Source organism: Novosphingobium sp. BL-A-41-Hi4B-X5A (assembly GCF_055521705.1).
Genome location: NZ_CM145500.1, coordinates 1,730,867 through 1,748,088 on the forward strand (window position 1 = coordinate 1,730,867; position 17,222 = coordinate 1,748,088).

Annotated in this window: 19 protein-coding genes; 8 read left to right on the top strand and 11 right to left on the bottom strand. The window is 64.4% G+C overall.

The window, feature by feature from the left end; genetic code table 11:
• Positions 1 to 151: 151 nt before the first annotated feature.
• On the bottom strand, positions 152 to 1,771 hold the full coding sequence (locus tag ACZ1JY_RS08250; RefSeq protein ID WP_465128973.1) for a M28 family metallopeptidase: 1,620 nt from the start codon (positions 1,769 to 1,771) through the stop codon (positions 152 to 154).
• Positions 1,772 to 1,980: 209 nt separating this feature from the next.
• Between ACZ1JY_RS08250 and ACZ1JY_RS08255 the strand changes: the two genes are divergently transcribed.
• Positions 1,981 to 4,839 (top strand): M16 family metallopeptidase, encoded by a 2,859-nt coding sequence (locus ACZ1JY_RS08255; protein ID WP_465128974.1) that lies wholly within the window; start codon positions 1,981 to 1,983, stop codon positions 4,837 to 4,839.
• Between the two features lie 154 nt (positions 4,840 to 4,993).
• Positions 4,994 to 5,290, top strand: coding sequence for a hypothetical protein (locus ACZ1JY_RS08260; RefSeq protein WP_168905180.1), 297 nt, complete (start codon positions 4,994 to 4,996; stop codon positions 5,288 to 5,290).
• Positions 5,291 to 5,333: 43 nt separating this feature from the next.
• On the opposite strand, the gene ACZ1JY_RS08265 is transcribed toward ACZ1JY_RS08260, so the two are convergent.
• The 9 genes from ACZ1JY_RS08265 to rpsU form a co-directional block, all read right to left on the bottom strand.
• Positions 5,334 to 5,870, bottom strand: a complete 537-nt coding sequence (locus ACZ1JY_RS08265; RefSeq protein ID WP_465128975.1) for a hypothetical protein — start codon at positions 5,868 to 5,870, stop codon at positions 5,334 to 5,336.
• A gap of 86 nt (positions 5,871 to 5,956) precedes the next feature.
• Positions 5,957 to 6,544, bottom strand: coding sequence for a hypothetical protein (locus ACZ1JY_RS08270; RefSeq protein ID WP_465128976.1), 588 nt, complete (start codon positions 6,542 to 6,544; stop codon positions 5,957 to 5,959).
• Positions 6,544 to 6,933: a hypothetical protein gene (locus ACZ1JY_RS08275; protein ID WP_465128977.1), complete on the bottom strand. Its 390-nt coding sequence runs from the start codon at positions 6,931 to 6,933 to the stop codon at positions 6,544 to 6,546. Before ACZ1JY_RS08275 ends, ACZ1JY_RS08270 begins: the two co-directional genes overlap by 1 nt.
• A 68-nt stretch (positions 6,934 to 7,001) precedes the next feature.
• Positions 7,002 to 8,495 carry an Asp-tRNA(Asn)/Glu-tRNA(Gln) amidotransferase subunit GatB gene (gene gatB / locus ACZ1JY_RS08280; protein ID WP_465128978.1) on the bottom strand — a complete coding sequence of 498 codons (1,494 nt, stop codon included), beginning with the start codon at positions 8,493 to 8,495 and terminating at the stop codon, positions 7,002 to 7,004.
• A gap of 40 nt (positions 8,496 to 8,535) precedes the next feature.
• On the bottom strand, positions 8,536 to 9,687 hold the full coding sequence (locus tag ACZ1JY_RS08285) for an acyltransferase family protein (protein ID WP_465128979.1): 1,152 nt from the start codon (positions 9,685 to 9,687) through the stop codon (positions 8,536 to 8,538).
• On the bottom strand, positions 9,681 to 11,165 hold the full coding sequence (gene gatA, locus ACZ1JY_RS08290) for an Asp-tRNA(Asn)/Glu-tRNA(Gln) amidotransferase subunit GatA (protein ID WP_465128980.1): 1,485 nt from the start codon (positions 11,163 to 11,165) through the stop codon (positions 9,681 to 9,683). Before gatA ends, ACZ1JY_RS08285 begins: the two co-directional genes overlap by 7 nt.
• Positions 11,165 to 11,467 (bottom strand): Asp-tRNA(Asn)/Glu-tRNA(Gln) amidotransferase subunit GatC, encoded by a 303-nt coding sequence (gene gatC / locus ACZ1JY_RS08295; RefSeq protein WP_118073124.1) that lies wholly within the window; start codon positions 11,465 to 11,467, stop codon positions 11,165 to 11,167. Before gatC ends, gatA begins: the two co-directional genes overlap by 1 nt.
• A 101-nt stretch (positions 11,468 to 11,568) precedes the next feature.
• Entirely contained in the window at positions 11,569 to 12,138 is a 570-nt protein-coding gene (locus ACZ1JY_RS08300) for an FKBP-type peptidyl-prolyl cis-trans isomerase (protein WP_118074654.1), read from the bottom strand.
• 157 nt (positions 12,139 to 12,295) lie between these two features.
• A complete protein-coding gene (gene rpsU / locus ACZ1JY_RS08305) occupies positions 12,296 to 12,502 on the bottom strand; it encodes a 30S ribosomal protein S21 (protein WP_039331685.1) in 207 nt (68 codons plus the stop codon).
• Positions 12,503 to 12,686: 184 nt separating this feature from the next.
• Here rpsU and crcB point away from each other — a divergent pair, with 184 nt between their 5' ends.
• From crcB to ACZ1JY_RS08335, 6 genes are read left to right on the top strand one after another with little or no spacing between them, the layout of a single operon-like run.
• Positions 12,687 to 13,085: a fluoride efflux transporter CrcB gene (gene crcB / locus ACZ1JY_RS08310; protein WP_205525275.1), complete on the top strand. Its 399-nt coding sequence runs from the start codon at positions 12,687 to 12,689 to the stop codon at positions 13,083 to 13,085.
• A complete protein-coding gene (locus ACZ1JY_RS08315; RefSeq protein WP_168905173.1) occupies positions 13,082 to 14,353 on the top strand; it encodes an RluA family pseudouridine synthase in 1,272 nt (423 codons plus the stop codon). The genes crcB and ACZ1JY_RS08315 overlap by 4 nt, the downstream gene beginning before the upstream one ends.
• A complete protein-coding gene (locus ACZ1JY_RS08320; RefSeq protein ID WP_465128981.1) occupies positions 14,353 to 14,955 on the top strand; it encodes an FMN-binding negative transcriptional regulator in 603 nt (200 codons plus the stop codon). Before ACZ1JY_RS08315 ends, ACZ1JY_RS08320 begins: the two co-directional genes overlap by 1 nt.
• Positions 14,952 to 15,608 carry an HAD-IA family hydrolase gene (locus tag ACZ1JY_RS08325; RefSeq protein WP_168905171.1) on the top strand — a complete coding sequence of 219 codons (657 nt, stop codon included), beginning with the start codon at positions 14,952 to 14,954 and terminating at the stop codon, positions 15,606 to 15,608. The genes ACZ1JY_RS08320 and ACZ1JY_RS08325 overlap by 4 nt, the downstream gene beginning before the upstream one ends.
• Positions 15,605 to 15,835: a hypothetical protein gene (locus tag ACZ1JY_RS08330; RefSeq protein WP_168905170.1), complete on the top strand. Its 231-nt coding sequence runs from the start codon at positions 15,605 to 15,607 to the stop codon at positions 15,833 to 15,835. Before ACZ1JY_RS08325 ends, ACZ1JY_RS08330 begins: the two co-directional genes overlap by 4 nt.
• 3 nt (positions 15,836 to 15,838) lie before the next feature.
• A complete protein-coding gene (locus tag ACZ1JY_RS08335; RefSeq protein ID WP_118073119.1) occupies positions 15,839 to 16,534 on the top strand; it encodes an ATP12 family chaperone protein in 696 nt (231 codons plus the stop codon).
• Between the two features lie 107 nt (positions 16,535 to 16,641).
• Here ACZ1JY_RS08335 and ACZ1JY_RS08340 read toward each other — a convergent pair whose 3' ends face one another.
• The gene (locus ACZ1JY_RS08340; protein ID WP_465128982.1) at positions 16,642 to 17,214 is read right to left on the bottom strand and encodes an ABC-type transport auxiliary lipoprotein family protein; all 573 of its coding nucleotides are present in this window, start codon (positions 17,212 to 17,214) and stop codon (positions 16,642 to 16,644) included.
• Between the last annotated feature and the right edge of the window lie 8 nt (positions 17,215 to 17,222).

Genomic DNA, 17,222 nt, shown 5'->3' on the forward strand with positions numbered 1-17,222 from the left:
GGAGCAATCAGAGTTCACGCAGAGGCGCAGAGAAGAGAAGGGAGACGCGGAGAAAGTTCAAGAGAATGCCTGCGGCGCAGCCGCCCTCATCCTTTTTCCTTCTCCGCGTCTCTGCTTCTTCTCCGCGTCTCTGCGTGAAACAGAATGAGCGCTACCTCACAGGATCAGCCGCTTTCGCCGCCTTGGGTGCAAACTCCTTGCCGAAGAAGCTGCCAGCGTACCACTTGGGCCGCTCGGCACCGTTCGCGAGGCCCATCACGGTGTAGTAGTTGACCTTTGCAAACAGCGCGCCCGCGTCCCAATTGAACGGCAGCTTCAGGTCATCGCTGGGCTGGTGGTAGTGGTCTTTCAGGAACCCGCGGAACGCCTTCTCGCCCGGCCCTTCGAAGCCGGTCATCATGAACACTGCAGGCACGCCCTGCTGGACGAAGCGGTAGTGGTCCGACCGCGTGAACAGCCCCTCTTCCGGCATCGGATCGGGCGAGAGCTTGATCCCGGCCTTGGTCGCCGCCTCGGCCACGACCTTGCCCATCGTCGAATTCTCCGCCCCGAACGCGACGACGTCCGAGAACATGTAAGTCAGCACCGGCATGTCGAAGTTGACGAGGCCGACCATTTCACCCCCAACCACCGGATTGCGCGCGAGGTAGTCCGAGCCGATCAGCCCGCCTTCCTCGCCGGTCAGCGCCGCGAACATCACCGAACGGCGGGGCTTTCCCTTCGCCACGGCCTTGGCCACTTCCAGCATCGTCGCCACGCCCGAGGCATTGTCCATCGCGCCGTTGTGCAGCGTGTCCTCTCCCTTGCCGTGGATGCCGATATGGTCGAGGTGTGCGGTCATGCCGATGAATTCGCTCGACACCGCCGGGTCGGAACCCGGCAGCACGGCAACGACGTTCTCGCTCTGAACGTCCTTCCAGGTCTGCGCGTACGACAGGCTGGCCTTGGCCTTCATCGCAAAGCCCTTGGGCTTGCCGCCGGTCCTGTCGGCCTCGGCGCGAATCTTGGTGAGCGACTTGCCCGATGCGGCAAACAGCGGCGCGGCAACATCAGGGTTGAGCGTGGCGCCGCCCATGATTCCAGGCGTGCGGCTGAACGCCTTGCCATCGGTCCCGACCCAGCCCTTGGCCGGACCGTCCGAGATCGCCACGCGCTTGTCCCAGGGGCGGCGCCTGGTGTCCTCGTCGGTCGGAATGCTGATCACGCCGATCGCGCCGCGCCTCATCGCCATCATTGCCTTGTCGGAGTTGAGGTGCGCGCCAAGCTCGCTCGGCGTGCCCTTGGGCGCGCCGGTCAGGACGACGACGATCTTGCCCTTCACGTCGAGGCCCCTGTAGTCATTGAAGCCGAGGTCCGGGCGGTCGAAGCCGAAGCCTGCAAACACCAGCGGCGCTTCGATCGCTACCTTGGCGTCGGTCAGGCTCGGCCGCACCAGCACTTGCGCGGTGTCGGAAAACACCGTTTCCTTACCGCCGTAGGTCAGCGCCAGCTTCGGCGCCCCATCGAGCCGCGCCTCGCGCACCGTCAGCTTCTGGAAGAACGAGCCGTCCGCAGCGGCGGGCTTAAGGCCCAACGCGATGAACTGCGAGGCAACGTAACTGGCGGCGATGTCGTAGCCGCGGCTGCCGGTGTCGCGGCCTTCCAGCAGATCGTCGGCCAGGAAGGTCACGTGCGCGCGCACGGCCTGCGCATCGAACACCGGCTCCTCGGCCAGGGCGGGAACCGCTGCGCCAGACAGCAACAGGGCAGAAACAAGCAGCTTGACGTTCATCGGTCTCTCTTTGTCGTTTGTCGAAACGGATCGCGTGGCACCTGCCCATTGGGCACGCCCCACTTGCGCGCGCGAGCATGGGCACTAGAAAGTTTCCAATCAAACCAAATCTGGGAGCCTGGGCTAAGCCGATATTCAGGCTGGACCTGCTCTTCGACCTTGCACAACCCCCGCAGCGCCCCTGTTCGCTGCCACTTCATGGGACACTCATGCAGCACAAACTCTCCGCCAGCCTGCTTGGCCTTGCCGCATCGACTGCACTTGCATCCCCTGCCTTTGCCCAGGAAGCAAAGCCCGCTCCGCTGCCTGACCTCGTCGCCAAGGTCCAGATTCCCTACGAAAGCTTCAAGCTCGACAATGGCCTGACTGTACTGGTCAACACCGACCGCAAGGCCCCGGTCGTGGCAGTGTCGGTATGGTACGGCGTCGGCTCGAAGAACGAGCCCAAGGGCAAGACCGGCTTTGCCCACCTTTTCGAACACCTGATGTTCAACGGCACCGAGAATGTGCCGGGCGATTTCTTCACCCCGTTGCAGCAGGTCGGCGCGACCGACGTCAACGGCACCACCTGGTTCGATCGCACCAACTACTTCGAGACCGTGCCCACTGCCGCGCTCGATATGGTGCTGATGATGGAATCCGACCGCATGGGCCACCTGCTCGGCGCGGTGACCCAGAAGGTGCTCGATAACCAGCGCGCCGTCGTCCAGAACGAGAAGCGCCAGGGCGACAACAACCCTTACGGCATCGTCGAGTACGAACAGCTCGAGAACCTCTACCCCTCGGGCCACCCCTACCACCACTCGACCATCGGCTCGATGGCCGACCTCGATTCCGCCAGCCTCGCCGACGTGAAGGGCTGGTTCACCGACCACTACGGCCCGAACAATGCAATCCTCGTCCTGTCGGGCGATATTGACGCGGCGACCGCCAAGGCAAAGGTCGCCAAGTGGTTCGGCGACATCAAGCCGGGTCCGCAGGTCAAGCCGGTCAGCGCCCCGGTGCCAACGCTGCCTTCCACCGTCTCCAAGACGATCAAGGATCAGGTCGCGACCACGCGCATCTACCGCATGTGGGCCGTGCCCGGTCTCGACAACCCGGACTATCTGCCGCTTGACCTTGCCGCCTCGGTGCTGGGCGGCCTCGCCTCGTCGCGTCTCGACGATGCGCTGGTGCGCGAACAGAAAGTTGCGGTCGCGGTTTCGGCCGATGCCGAAGTCTTCGCGCAGGCTGCGCAGTTCGTGATCAAGGCTGATGTCACGCCGGGCCAGGACCCGGCCAAGGTCGCCGCCGCACTCGACGCCGAGATCGCGAAGTTCATCAAGGAAGGCCCGACGCAGGACGAACTGCTGCGCGCGGCAACCTCCGCCACCGCCAGCGAGATCCGCGGGCTGGAGCGCACCGGCGGTTTCAACGGCAAGGCTCCGACGCTGGCCGAGGGCCTGCTCTACAACGGCACGCCCGAACATTATCGGCAGGAGCTTGATCGCACCGCCAAGATGACGCCCGCCGAGGTCAAGGCAGCAGCGGCCAAGTGGCTCACCGGCCCGGCCTTCGCGCTGACTGTCGAGCCGGGTGAGCGGACCGAGGGTGGCGAGGCGCGCGGCGGGTTCTACACCCAGACCGCAACCGGTGCCCACCCTGCCTATTTCCGCGATCCCGACATGCCGGCCAAGGGCGTGCCCGCCCCTGCTGTCGCCGGAGCCGACCGTTCGAAGCTGCCCGCCGTTGGCCAGCTTGCCCCGCTCGACTTCCCGGCGATCCAGCGCGCGACGCTCAAGAACGGCATTCCTGTCTATTTCGCCAAGCGTTCCGAAGTGCCGACCGTATCGGTCCGCGTCAGCTTCGATGCCGGCTATGCCGCCGATCCCAAGTCGGCGCTCGGCACCGAATCGCTGCTGCTCAGCCTGATGGACGAAGGCACGCAGAAGCTTTCGGGCTCGGAATTCGCGCGGGAGCGTGAACGCCTCGGCGCCAACATCTCGCTGTCGGCAACGAGCGACCTGACCTCGTTCCAGGTCGATGCATTGTCGCCCAACCTCGGCGCCTCGCTCGGCCTGCTCGCAGACGTGGTGCGCCGTCCCGCGCTCGCCCCGGCAGACCTCGAGCGCGTGCGCACGCAGCAGCTCACCGCAATCTCGGCCGAGATGAAAAGCCCGCAGGCCCTCGCCGCCCGCGTGCTCGTGCCCACGCTCTACGGCAGCCACCCCTACGCCTTCCCCTCCAGCGGCCTCGGCGATGCCGAAGTCGTGAAGAAGCTGACGCGCGAGGATCTGCTGGCCTTCCACGCCCGCTGGTTCCGCCCGGACACCGCGCGCATCTTCGTGGTGGGCGACACCACGCTCGACGCCGTGGTCAAGATGCTCGACGACAGCTTCGGCAATTGGCCCTCGAACCGCATGGCGCGGCCGGTGAAGGACTTCTCGGCGGCAGTTCCGGTACAGAAGAGCCGCGTCATCCTCGTCGACCGCCCGGGCTCGCCGCAGTCGTTCATCATGGCCGGCAAGGTGATCGACGCCAAGGGCACTGACGACACCGTCGCGCTGAACACCGCCAACGATATCCTCGGCGGCAACTTCCTCGGCCGCATCAACATGAACCTGCGCGAGGCCAAGGGCTGGACCTATGGCGCCTACAACGGCGTCAGCGAACCGCTCGACAAGGTCCGTTTCCAGGTGATCGCACCGGTGCAGACCGACCGCACCGGGGATTCACTGGTCGAGATCAAGCGCGAGATCGACGAGTACGGCAGCACCAAGGGCGTGACCGCCGAGGAGCTGGACTGGTCGACCAAGGGCAGCGCCCGCGAACTGCCGGGCATGTTCGAGACCAGCGCCGCAGTGCTCGATGGCCTTGCCAAGATCGTCAACTACCAGCGCCCGGACGACTTCTACGAGACGCTGTCCGCCCGCTACGGCAAGATGACCGCCGCCGAAGTGGACAAGGCGTTCCGTTCGAAGATCAACTCGGACGGCATGGTCTGGGTGGTTGTCGGCGATGCCGCCAAGGTGAAGCCGCAGCTCGACAAGTTCGGCCTGCCGGTAGAGGAAATGGCCGCGCCGAAGTAAGCTTTGCATCGGCAAGCGAATTGGGGGGCGTGCGGCGAGCACGCCCCCTTTTTCGTGCTGCCAACCGCGCGCAACGCTTCGTCACGCGGCCTGTCTTGCTATTGACACGTTTGTAGATAGACTTTGCCCACCACACCATAATGGGAGAGCATCAATGTCCGTTGCCGGCACCTACAATTGCGTGACCCACACCCCGATGGGTGACCAGACCAGCACCTTCACCGTCAACGTCGATGGCGACAGCTTCACCGGCACCAACAGCGGCCAGATGGGCTCGATGGACGTCGAGAACGGCAAGGTCGATGGCAACACGCTGACCTGGCAGATGAAGATGACCGTGCCGATGCCGATGACGCTTGATTGCACCGCTACGATCGAAGGCGACACCCTGACCGGCAAGGTAACGGCAGGCATGTTCGGCACCTTCCCGATGGAGGGTACGCGGGGGTAAGAATGCTGGGCGCCGTTGGCGGGCTAGCCGATTCGTCGCCCAGTTATTGGCCAGATGCAGCTATTCGCCCGCACAGTACATTGACGGCCCTGCGCAAAATTGCTGGGGCCGTCAGGCGTTCTTTCCCGTTCACTTCAAGCGCAATAGTCTCGACAGACAAGGCCTTTTGACCGTCTTTTCTCCAGGTGAACGTGAAAGCTGCTTTCCCGCTGAGCGATTTCGTATCCCCCATGCCGAACATGCCCCACGATTTCGCGCATAGCTTCACTGCGGCTGACTTGAGATGAACTTCAATCTTAGGCGTGGAGCCGCTGCCAAGCGAGCCTTTGTTGTGCATTGCTTGTTCGTCAAGCGTTTGGCGAACAAGTAAATCAAATTGGTACTCATCTGAAACGAAATCAGATCCTCGCAAACTGCTCTTGGGAAGGCAGAACTGGCCCGCTTGCAAGGGGCCGACACTTTTGGTCAGTGGAAAGTCCACCCTCATCTTCGCCGAAGCCGACGTGACCTGCGAGACAAGCAAGATAGCGACGCCAATTGCCGCTCGAACCCCGTGTGGTAGCACCAAAAGCCCCTCCAACGCACTGGCGGTGAAGGGGCTTAGATGAAGGGCAATTTAACGAAGAGTCGAGCTAATGCGCTTCCAATTTGGGGCGATCAACGCTCTTAATTGGCTGTGGCCGTTCCAGACGGTGCAGGCGTAACAGTTGCAGCAGGTGCAGCTGACGCACTATTTCCTTCGGCCTTTTTGGACGGCTCGAGCGCGCCCGAAACAAACAGTGCCTCGTCGATCTTTTCCCACGCTGCACGATAAGTGAGCGGATCGAGTATGGGTTTGTCCTGCTGATTGGCTTGTCCATAAAGCGTTGACGATGTCTTGCTGAACATGAAATTCAGCCTCACTCGCGACATCCCATTCGGCATGTTTTGGACAAAAGCGGTCATCTTGGTCACCGCCGTAGACCGTCCTCCACCAAGCGCTTCGAAAAAGTTTGTCTTCTGTTCGGCAGCACTTACGGCAGTGATGAAACCTGTCTGCATGTCAGCTGACTGAACTTGGTAGCCCAAATCTTGGACAACTGTCATCACGGCGTTGAAAAGGTTTTCCTTTCCGGTTTCAAACTCACGAGACTGCAGCGCTTGCAGTTCCAGAGGTGTCAGTTCCGGCTTCTTCTTGGCCGTCGCAGGAACCGCGGCAAACACCACCGCAAATGCCCCGAATGTAGCGACTAGCGCGCGCATAAAATTCTTCATCAGAAATCACTCGTACGGCTGCGGAAATCGGAAACGACATCGTCCGCGTTGAACTTGATGATCAGCGTCATCGTCCGTGATGTTTGGCTAAACCCACTTGCTCGCGAACTTCCTCCAACAAGAAGGATTGTCCAGAAACTGTCTTTCTCTTTTGATTTCGCAACGGTAGCATGCCGCTGGTAAGACCAGACTTCCTGTCCGCTTCCGTCACGAGTCGTGATGTTGGGAGCACCGAAAACCTCAAGCACGTCAGCCTTGGTCGTAGTCCCGACCTTGACGTTGAGCTGAACGTTTCCTTGGGTCATCTCACTGTTTTTACCCTCAAGCGATACTTGAGAATAAGCGGGCGCGGCAAACGCAAGACCCACTGCCAATAATGAAAGGCGCATTGTTATCCCCCTTTACTGCGCCTTACCATAGACATCACCTGTACTCGAAACAACTGCAATCGCCCGATTTAATTGAGCTTCTTCTTCAGCAGTTCGTTCACGACGCCGGGGTTGGCCTTGCCCTGCATCGCCTTCATCGTCTGGCCGACGAAGAAGCCGAACAGGGCTTCCTTGCCTGCCTTGTACTGATCGACCTTGTCGGCATTGGCGGCGAGGATGCCGTCGATGGCGGCTTCGATGGCGCCGGTGTCGGAGGTCTGCTTGAGGCCCTCGCGCTCGACGATGGCGGCGGCGCCGTCACCGCTCTCGAGCATCTTTTCCAGCACCTGCTTGGCGATCGAACCGGAAATCGTGCCGTCGGCGATCAGCGCCAGCAGTTCGGCACCTGCCGCCGGGCTGACCGGCGAATTGTCCAGCCCCTTGCCGAGCTTGTTCAGCGCGCCGAACAGTTCGGAGATCAGCCAGTTGGCGGCCTGCTTGGCCACTTCCGCTTCGGGCTTCTTCGCCTTGGCAGCTGTCTCGGCCAGCAGCGCCTCGAACCAGCGCGCGGTTTCCACGTCCGCCGTCAACACGCCTGCGTTATAGGCTGACAGGCCGAGCGCGGTCTCGTAGCGATGGCGCTTGGCGTCCGGCAGCTCGGGCAGCGACGCGCGGCATTCCTCGAGGAAAGCATCATCGAGTTCGAGCGGGAGCAGGTCGGGGTCGGGGAAGTAGCGGTAATCGTGCGCGTCTTCCTTCGAACGCATCGAGCGGGTCTCGTTGCGATCGGGATCGTAGAGGCGCGTTTCCTGCACCACCGCACCGCCATCCTCGATCAGGGCAACCTGGCGCTTTGCCTCCTGCTCGACCACGGCCATGACGAAGCGGACCGAGTTGACGTTCTTGGTTTCGGTGCGGGTGCCGAACGGTTCACCGGGGCGGCGGACCGAGACGTTGACGTCGGCGCGCATCGAACCCTGGTCCATGTTGCCGTCGCACGAACCGACATAGCGCAGGATCGTGCGCAGCTTCGACAGGTAGGCTCCGGCCTCTGCCGGTGAACGCATGTCCGGGCGGCTGACGATTTCCATCAGCGCCACGCCCGAGCGGTTGAGATCGACATAGGACATCGTCGGGTGCTGATCGTGCATCAGCTTGCCGGCGTCCTGCTCCACATGGATGCGCTCGATCCCGATGGTCTTGGTCGATTCCGGGTTCTTGTCGTCAAGCTGGATTTCGATCGAACCTTCGCCGACGATCGGATGGTAGAGCTGGCTGATCTGGTAGCCCTGCGGCAAATCGGCATAGAAGTAGTTCTTGCGATCGAACCGCGACCACTTGTTGATCTGCGCATTGATCGCCATGCCGGTGCGCACCGCCTGGCGGATGCACTCCATGTTCGGCACGGGCAGCATGCCGGGCATCGCCGCGTCGACCAGGCTGACCTGCGTGTTCGGCTCAGCCCCGAACGCGGTGGCCGCGCCGGAAAACAGCTTGGCATTCGAAGTGACCTGCGCGTGGACTTCGAGGCCGATCACGACCTCCCATTCGCCGGTTGCGCCCTGGATACGATATTCGCTCATGCTCTGCCCGATAAGGTGTGAGGGATGGGTTGGAAAGGGGTCAATTGGCTGGCCTCGGCTCCGGTCGTCCGGCCAGGCGGCGCGACCACGCCCGCGCCGGTTGTTCGATCAGTCTGGCAAACGGCACCGCCACGATCAGGCACAGCGCCATGATGAGAAGTTTCATCGCGTCGGCCTGCCAATCGGGGCCGGTCAGCGCGTCGGCACCGCCGATGGTGCTATCGGCAATCATCAGCCCCAGGCGCGGCTGGAGCACCGCCAGAAGATCGAACACGCGGCCGATCACGAAGACGTGGACCATGTACAGCGCGTAGGACATCGTGCCGAGCCACTGGAACGGCGCGGCGCTCAGCAGGCGCGAGACGAGCCCGCGCTGCAGGGCCGAGAGCGCGACGAGCGCGGTGGCGGCAAGATCGAAGGCCATGAGATTGCCGCTGCCCCACAGCACCGCGCCAAGAGCGGCAAAGGCAGCCAGCTCAAGCACGGTCGCCACAGCAATCGGCAACTGCGGTGGCGATGATTGCTCGTAGGCGCGATGCAGCGCAAGACCGAGGCCGAACCCGGCAATTCCGCGCCCGATGTTGGACGCCAGGCCATCAAACGGACCGCCGAACGTGGCAAAGGTCAGCACCGCCACGGCCAGCGCCAGCCACGCCATCCACACGCGCTTCCCGGCGAGCTTCCAGCCCGCAGCGGCGAGCAGATAGAGCAGCATCTCGACCGAGACCGACCAGCTCGGGTGGTTCCATGTAATCCCGAGCGACGGCACCACGCCCTGCAGCAGCAGGAAGGCAATCGGCAGGTCCGCCGGATCGCCCTGCCCTGCCATCAGGCCGTGGGTGCGCAATTCTGGCCGCATCACGCCCAGCGCCAGCATCGACAGCGCGAAGACGGTGAGCATCGCGGCATGCAGCGGCCAGACGCGGCCCCAGCGCAGCCAGATGAAGCGCGAGAACGAGAAGCCTGCCGACAGCTTCGCGCCATAGGAGGCGGCAATCACGAAGCCGGAAAGGACGAAGAACAGATCGACCATGCGGCCGAAGTTCGCATCGAATCCGGCGGCGGACAGGCCTGCTGTTGCGGGGATATGGTGGAACACCACCCCCAGCGCCGCAAGACCGCGCAAGGCATCGAGGACGGGATAGCGCAAGGGCATGCCCGCGCCGCTCCCGTCGGTCGACTGTCTTACCACCACTTCTCCGGGCGCGCGGAGAACTGCGCGCGCTGTTCGAGAGCGAGGCTGGCATTGAGCACGCCCTGCTCGTCGAAGGCCTTGCCGATGACCTGAAGGCCAAGCGGCAACCCGTTGCGGTCAAGCCCGGCCGGGACCGACATGGCCGGAAGCCCGGCAAGGCTGGCAGGCACCGAGAACACGTCGTTCAGGTACATTTCCAGCGGGTCGGCGCTCTTTTCGCCCAGCGCAAAGGCCGAGGACGGCGCGGTGGGGACGAGGATCACGTCGACGTCCATGAACGCATTGGTGAAATCGCGCGCGATCAGGGTGCGGACCTTCTGGGCCTGGGTGTAGTAGGCATCGTAGAAGCCCGCCGAGAGCACATAGGTGCCGATCATGATGCGGCGCTTCACTTCCGGGCCGAACCCGGCGGCGCGGGTGGCGGCGTACATGTCCTGCAGGCCGGCACCATCCGGCAGATCGCGCAGGCCATAGCGCACGCCATCGTAGCGGGCGAGGTTCGACGAGGCTTCTGCAGGCGCGATGATGTAGTACGTCGGCAGCGCGTACTTGGTGTGGGGCAGCGAAATCTCGACGATCTCGGCGCCGGCATCCTTCAGCCAGGCGATGCCATCGTCCCAGCTCTTGGCGACGTCAGGGTCCATGCCGTCGAGGCGGTATTCGCGCGGAATGCCGACCTTCTTGCCCCGCATGTCGGCATTGAGGCCTGCGGTCCATTCCGGCACCGGCAGGTTGAGGCTGGTCGAATCCTTCGGATCAAACCCTGCCATGGCTTCGAGCATGATCGCGCAGTCGGTCACGTCATGGGCCATTGCGCCTGCCTGATCGAGTGACGAGGCAAACGCCACGACACCCCAGCGCGAGCAGCGGCCGTAAGTCGGCTTGATGCCGGAAATGCCGGTGAAGGCCGCGGGCTGGCGGATCGAGCCGCCAGTGTCGGTGCCGGTGGCAGCAGGCGCGATGCGCGCGGCAACCGCAGCGGACGAACCACCCGAGGAGCCGCCGGGGGCCAGCGGCGCGGTGTCGTTCGGGCGACGCCACGGCGAGATCACGTTACCGAAGGCGCTGGTCTCGTTCGAGGAGCCCATGGCGAACTGATCGAGATTGAGCTTGCCGAGCATGCCGGCGCCCGCGTCCCACAGCTTCTGCGAAACGGTCGATTCGTACTGCGGCTTGAAGCCTTCGAGGATCTTCGATGCGGCGGTGGTCTGCGTGCCCTTGGTGGCAAACAGGTCCTTCATGCCAATCGGCACGCCCGCCATTGGTCCAAGCGGCTTGCCAGCGGCGCGGTCCGCGTCGACCTTCGCGGCAGCTTCCAGCGCCTTTTCCGGCGTGGTGACGATGAAGGCGTTGAGCGCGGGCTGCGCGGCCTCGACCGCCGCGTTGAACGCGGTGGCGACTTCGGTGGCGGAAAACGCGCCCTTGGCCACGCCATCGCGGATGGCGGCAATGCCGAGATCAGTAATATTCGTCATTATTCGATCACCTTGGGCACGCCGAAGAAGCCATGTTCGGGCGCTGGCGCGTTGGCCAGCACCGCATCGCGCATGTCGCCGCCGGTCAGCGGATCGGCATTGACCACGTCATCGCGCAGGCGCTGGTGGTTCGGGATGACGGCAGTCATCGGCTCGATCCCGGTGACGTCGACTTCGCCGAGCTGTTCGACCCAGGCGAGGATGCCGTTGAGTTCGGGGACCATCGCGTCAAGCTCGGCCTCGGTGACCTTGATGCGGGCCAGCGAGGCGATCTTCGCCACCGTGGCGGTATCTACGGACATGGCGGATACTCTTATCGGAAAGAAAAAAGGAACGCCGCGCGCTACCAGAGCGCACGGCGTGCTTCAAGCCGAGGCCGCCCCATAAGGGCGCCCGGCCAGGATCAGGGTTGCGGAGCGCCTTCGGGCATCGGCACGCCACCCGGAGCGCCACCGGGCGCACCACCGGCCCCACCCTGCATGCGCTGCATCTGTTCGAGCATCATGCGCTGCTGCTGGATTTCAGCAGCACTGCGGAAATCGAGCAGTTCGATTTCGAAGACGAGGTCGGAATTGGCGGGGATCACCACTTCGCCGGTCTGCGGATTGCGCTTCTCTTCGGCGCCGTAGGCCTTTTCCGAAGGGATCTCGAGGACGTACTTGCCGCCCTTCTGCATCTTCGAAAGACCTTCGGAGAAGCCAGGGATCACGGTTTCGAGCGGGAGGACCGCATTCTGGCCACGGTCGAACTCCTTGCCGCTGGCGAGGCGACCGACATAGTTGATCAGCGCCACGTCAGCCTTGGTCGGCGAAGCGCCGGTGCCGGCCTTGACCGTCTCGATCTCTATGCCCTGGTAGCGGGTGGCATAGGCCACGCCCGAGCCGAGCACGACCGCAGCGATGACGCCGAGCCAGATCTTGCCGACGGAGCCCTTGGCAACGGGCTGGAGCGGAACGCGGGTGATTTCCGACATGCTTTCCCCCTCAAGCGCGATTCGCTTCGAATCGCGCTGGATGATTCGAATGACCTGATCCGGCACACGAAAAAGGGCGCCGGAGTGCGGCGCCCTCTTGGCCCATCAGGGCGCGAACGGCAAGTAGCCAGATGGAGCGTTTCCGCCCCGATCCTTCTTACTTGACGCCGTCACGCTCCTGGCGCTTGCGCTCAAGCTTGCGGGCGCGACGGACGGCAGCAGCCTTCTCGCGAGCGCGCTTTTCCGAGGGCTTCTCGAAGTGGCGACGCAGCTTCATTTCGCGATACACGCCTTCACGCTGCAGCTTCTTCTTGAGTGCACGAAGAGCCTGGTCGACGTTGTTATCGCGAACGAGAATCTGCATAAACCGCTACACCTCAATCTGACGGCGAGAGCCCGCGAAACCGGCGGGAGTCACCTTAATCTGGAAACACAAAACAAGCCGAATCCGTACAGGACCGGCCCGAACGGGTGCGCCACTAGCCAAATCGGGCCACAAAGGCAAGCAAAGTCGTGCATTTTGCAGGCCATGAGGTTAAGGGCGGCGGATGAACTCTCCCAATACACTGACGGCAACTGCCATCGTCGCCCTGGGTGGCGGCGTAGGCGCCATGCTGCGCTATCACGCGGGGCGCGCCGTAACTGCGTTTTCCGGTCCCAACACCCTGTTCCCATGGGGCACCTTCCTGATCAACGTCAGCGGCAGCCTGCTGATGGGCCTGCTTGCAGGATGGCTGGCGCGGCAGGACGGCAGCGAATCGCTGCGCCTGCTGCTGGGCGTCGGCGTGCTCGGCGGCTTCACCACCTTCTCTGCCTTCAGCCTTGAAACCGCCATGCTGATGCAGCGCGGACTTTATGGCATGGCCGGCTTCTATGCGCTGGGCTCGCTGCTGGGCGGCGTGGCCGGGCTGTTCCTTGGCCTTTCAATGATGCGGGGTGCAGCATGAGCCGCGGCAAGATCCCGGACGACAACGTCCGCCAGTTCACCGTGGGCCGTGACGATGCCGGAGCAAGGCTTGACCGGTGGTTCAAGCGCCACCTGCCGCAGGTCGGCTTTGCCACCGTATCGCGCTGGGCGCGCACCGGGCAGATCCGCGTCGATGGCAAGCGCGCCGATGTCGATACGCGGCTCGAAGCCGGGCAGACCTTGCGCGTCCCTCCCGGCAATGCCACGCCGGTGGGAGCCGGGATCAAGGGCCAGCGCGTGCGCAAGCCGCTGACCGAGGAGCAGATTGCGCTGGCCGAATCGATGGTGCTGGAAAAGGACCGCGCCGCAATTGTGCTCAACAAGCCGCCGGGCCTTGCCACGCAGGGCGGCAGCGGCACGCACGAGCATGTCGACGGACTGCTCGATGCCTATGCCGCCGATGGCGAGCCCCGCCCGCGCCTCGTCCACCGCCTGGACAAGGACACCTCGGGCGTCCTGCTGATCGCGCGCACGCCGGGCAGCGCCGCATTCTTTTCCAAGCACTTCTCCGGCCGCTCGGCGCGCAAGATCTACTGGGCGCTGGTGGTCGGCGTGCCAGAAGTGAAGGACGGACTGATCGAACTGCCGCTGGCCAAGCAGCCGGGCACGGGCGGTGAGAAGATGATGGTCGACGAGAGCGGCCAAGGCCAGTCCGCGCGCAGCCGTTACCGCGTGATCAGCCGCGCGGGCAATTCGGCCTCATGGGTCGAACTGCAGCCGCTGACCGGGCGCACCCACCAGTTGCGCGTGCACATGGCAGCGATCGGCCATCCGATCGTCGGTGACGGCAAGTATGGCGGGCAGGCCGCGTTCCTGACCGGCACGATCAGCCGCAAGATGCACCTCCACGCCCGCCGCCTGCGGATCGAGCATCCCGAGGGCGACCTGATCGACGTGACCGCGCCGCTTCCGGCGCACTTCGCGGCGAGCATGGCCAGCCTCGGCTTCTACGAGGAAGACGGCGACCTGCCGCTGGAAGCGCCCAAGCTGGTCCCTGAAAAGACCATGCAAAAGCGCGCGGCGAAGCAGCACGCCAAGGAATATCGCAAGGAGCGCCGGGGCGAACGCCGCAAGCGCGCCGACAGTGAGAAGGGTGCGGGCAGCGCCGGTCGCAAGCCCACGGGCAAGCGCGCTGGTCCGACAAAGGGCGCGCCGCCGAAAAAGGGTCCTGCAAAGCCTGCCGGGAAGCCTGCTGCTCCGCGCAGGGCGCCATCGGGCAAGCCTGCCCCGAGGACGCGGAAAGACTGATGCATCCCAACCCGTCCTTCCGGCATGATGACCGCGACCTGTTCGAGGCGCTGATTGCCGAGATCGGGTTCGGGATGGTGTTTGCCACGGTGCCGGACGGTCCGCGCGTGGCGCACGTACCGCTGCATTCGACCGGCGACGGCGCGGTGCAGTTCCACCTCGCGCGGGGCAATGCGCTGACCCGGCATCTTGACGGGATGACCGCGCTGGCGGTGATCAACGGACCGGACGGCTATGTCAGCCCGCGCTGGTATGCCGATCCGGCGCAAGTGCCGACGTGGAACTACGTCTCGCTCGAGATGGAAGGCCGGGTGCGGCGGATGGATCAGGATGGACTGCGCGGACTGCTCGAGACCGTTTCTGATGCGCATGAGGCGCGGGTGACCGAAGGCACACCCTGGACGATGGACAAGATGCCCGAGGACAAGCTGCGTGCGATGATGGGCGGGATCGTCGGCTTCGAGATGGAAGTGCTGGCATGGCGGCCCACCTTCAAGCTATCGCAGAACAAGAGCGCCGATGAGCGTGCGCGCGTGGCGGCTGGGCTGGAAGCCGAGGGCTCTCCGGCGATTGCCGAACTGATGCGGAGGCTTGTTCCTTGAAACTGGCGATCTTCGATTGCGACGGCACGCTGGTCGACAGCCAGGCCGATATCTGCGCGGCGATGGATGCGGCGTTCAAGGCTGCGGGCCTGATCCCGCCCGAACGCCAGCTGACGCGCCGCGTCGTCGGCCTCTCGCTGCACGAGGCGATGCGCCAACTGCACCCTGAGGGCGAACACCACGAGCACGCGAGCCTCACCGAACTCTACAAGGATGCCTTCCGCGCCCGCCGTGCCGCAGGGGCGGTGGCCGAGCCGCTCTATGAAGGCATCGCCTCGCTGATCGAGGAACTGGCCGGGCAAGGCTGGCAACTTGCCGTCGCCACCGGCAAGTCAGACCGGGGCCTTGCCCATTGCCTCGCCACGCATGGGCTGACCGGGCATTTCGTCTCGCTGCAAACCGCGGACCGTCATCCTTCCAAGCCCGACCCCTCGATGATCGAGCAGTGCATTGCCGATGCCGGCGCGGATCGCGCGCGCACGGCGATGATCGGCGACACCGTCTATGACATTCACATGGGCGTGAACGCGGGCGTACGCTCGTTCGGGGTCGATTGGGGCTATCACGAGACCGAGGAACTGATCGAAGCCGGCGCGGAAGCGGTGGCGACGAGCATCGAGGACTTGCGTGCACTGCTGGGGAGGATTGCATGAGCGATCAGGCCCGAGATCCGGCAATGGGCCGCTATTTCGCGTTGCAGGCGGTGCGGGCTTCGGGCGCGGTGCTGGTGCTGCTCGGCGTGCTGGTGCAGGCGGGCAAGGGGCCGGGGCCGCTGGCCGAGCTCCCGCCGCTGGTCGGGATCGTGCTGGCTCTGGCAGGCCTGTGGGACTTCTTTTTCCTGCCGCGCATCGTCGCGCGGCGGTGGCGTACTCCGGAATAGACAATGAAGCGCTTTTACAAGGCAGTGACGGTCGAGGCGGCAGAAGGCGGCTTCGGGGTGAGGCTCGACGGGCGGGCGATCAAGACGGTAGGCGGCAGGCCGCAAGTGGTGCCGACGCAAGCCCTGGCCGAGGCCATGGCGGCGGAATGGTCTGCGCAAGGACCGGAAATCGACCCCGCGCTGTTCCTGCTGCGCGACATGGCAGACTACGCGATCGACGTGGTGGCGCGGGACCGCGCCTCGGTGATCGGGGAAATCCTGCCTTACGCCGAGACCGATACGCTATGTTATCGCGCCGAGCCGGACGAGGCCTTTGCCGCGCGCCAGCGGCTGATGTGGGAACCGTTGCTGGCGAATGCCGAAACCCGCCTGGGCGTGCAGTTCGTGCGGGTAACCGGCATTATCCACAAGCCGCAACCGGTCGAAACGCTGGCCGCCTTGCGCGATGAACTCGAAGCGCTCGATGCCTTCCAGCTTGCCGCCTTGCGCAACACCACCAGCCTCGCCGCCTCGCTGGTGATCGGCCTCGCCGCGCTGCAACCGCAAGCCGATCTTGACGCGCTGTGGGATGCCGCCAACCTCGAAGAAGACTGGCAGGCCGAACTCTGGGGCAAGGACGCCGAAGCGATGGAGCGGCGCGAGAAGCGGGCTGGCGCGTTTGCGGCGGCGGCGCGGTTTGCGGGGCTGGCGCGGGGTTAGCCTTACAGGCGGCCTGCGCCGGGGTGACGATTGATACCAAGCTCTGTTTCTCGTCATCCCGGCGCAGGCCGGGATCCAGTTGCTGCCCAATCAGCGCAAGGGCAACATCACCCCACCCAGTCGGCCACCTGCTTGGCCACGGCGTTCGCGGCTTCGTTCAGCGCCGGGCCGACGTACTTGGCTTCGGCCTCTGCCACCGGCACCGTGCTTTCAAAGCGCCTGGTCTCCACGCGGCCGCCGGCTTCCTTGACCGCATCGTAGCGGACCACGGCGGACTGGGTGCGGGCGTCGTAGCCCATGTCGAGCAGCCGGCCCGAGAGATGCAGGCCGGCAGCGCCCGGATCATTCTCGATGACGAGGCGGTTGCCGCGGGCGCGGATGGTTTCGGCGAGTAGGCGCTGGAACAGGCGCGAGGGGCGTTCGACCCACATCGTCTTCTGGAGATAGGCCACGTTGGCATCGTCAATCTGCACCGGCACGCGCGTGACGGCGAGGCGCGCTTCGGCCGAGGGCTCCATCACTACCAGCGCAGTGGCGAACGTGCCGCTGGTGCCGCTGCCTGCAGCAGGCGCGGCGGTGGGGGTGAGCGCCAGCAGCGTGTCCGGCACCTTGGGGCCGAGGCTGACGCAACCGGAGAGGGCGGCGAGAAGTGCGGGGACGACAAGGGCTTTGCGGATCATCTTCATCG

What these genes read in the sequence shown, in the direction of transcription:
- gatC (WP_118073124.1), bottom strand. Translation starts at nt 11,467, where the DNA reads ATGTCCGTAGATACCGCCACGGTGGCGAAGATCGCCTCGCTGGCCCGC.
- ACZ1JY_RS08260 (WP_168905180.1), top strand. Translation starts at nt 4,994, where the DNA reads ATGTCCGTTGCCGGCACCTACAATTGCGTGACCCACACCCCGATGGGT.
- ACZ1JY_RS08275 (WP_465128977.1), bottom strand. Translation starts at nt 6,933, where the DNA reads ATGCGCCTTTCATTATTGGCAGTGGGTCTTGCGTTTGCCGCGCCCGCT.
- ACZ1JY_RS08320 (WP_465128981.1), top strand. Translation starts at nt 14,353, where the DNA reads ATGCATCCCAACCCGTCCTTCCGGCATGATGACCGCGACCTGTTCGAG.
- crcB (WP_205525275.1), top strand. Translation starts at nt 12,687, where the DNA reads ATGAACTCTCCCAATACACTGACGGCAACTGCCATCGTCGCCCTGGGT.
- ACZ1JY_RS08270 (WP_465128976.1), bottom strand. Translation starts at nt 6,544, where the DNA reads ATGAAGAATTTTATGCGCGCGCTAGTCGCTACATTCGGGGCATTTGCG.
- ACZ1JY_RS08315 (WP_168905173.1), top strand. Translation starts at nt 13,082, where the DNA reads ATGAGCCGCGGCAAGATCCCGGACGACAACGTCCGCCAGTTCACCGTG.
- rpsU (WP_039331685.1), bottom strand. Translation starts at nt 12,502, where the DNA reads ATGCAGATTCTCGTTCGCGATAACAACGTCGACCAGGCTCTTCGTGCA.
- gatB (WP_465128978.1), bottom strand. Translation starts at nt 8,495, where the DNA reads ATGAGCGAATATCGTATCCAGGGCGCAACCGGCGAATGGGAGGTCGTG.
- ACZ1JY_RS08300 (WP_118074654.1), bottom strand. Translation starts at nt 12,138, where the DNA reads ATGTCGGAAATCACCCGCGTTCCGCTCCAGCCCGTTGCCAAGGGCTCC.
- ACZ1JY_RS08255 (WP_465128974.1), top strand. Translation starts at nt 1,981, where the DNA reads ATGCAGCACAAACTCTCCGCCAGCCTGCTTGGCCTTGCCGCATCGACT.
- ACZ1JY_RS08250 (WP_465128973.1), bottom strand. Translation starts at nt 1,771, where the DNA reads ATGAACGTCAAGCTGCTTGTTTCTGCCCTGTTGCTGTCTGGCGCAGCG.
- ACZ1JY_RS08340 (WP_465128982.1), bottom strand. Translation starts at nt 17,214, where the DNA reads ATGATCCGCAAAGCCCTTGTCGTCCCCGCACTTCTCGCCGCCCTCTCC.
- ACZ1JY_RS08330 (WP_168905170.1), top strand. Translation starts at nt 15,605, where the DNA reads ATGAGCGATCAGGCCCGAGATCCGGCAATGGGCCGCTATTTCGCGTTG.
- gatA (WP_465128980.1), bottom strand. Translation starts at nt 11,165, where the DNA reads ATGACGAATATTACTGATCTCGGCATTGCCGCCATCCGCGATGGCGTG.
- ACZ1JY_RS08335 (WP_118073119.1), top strand. Translation starts at nt 15,839, where the DNA reads ATGAAGCGCTTTTACAAGGCAGTGACGGTCGAGGCGGCAGAAGGCGGC.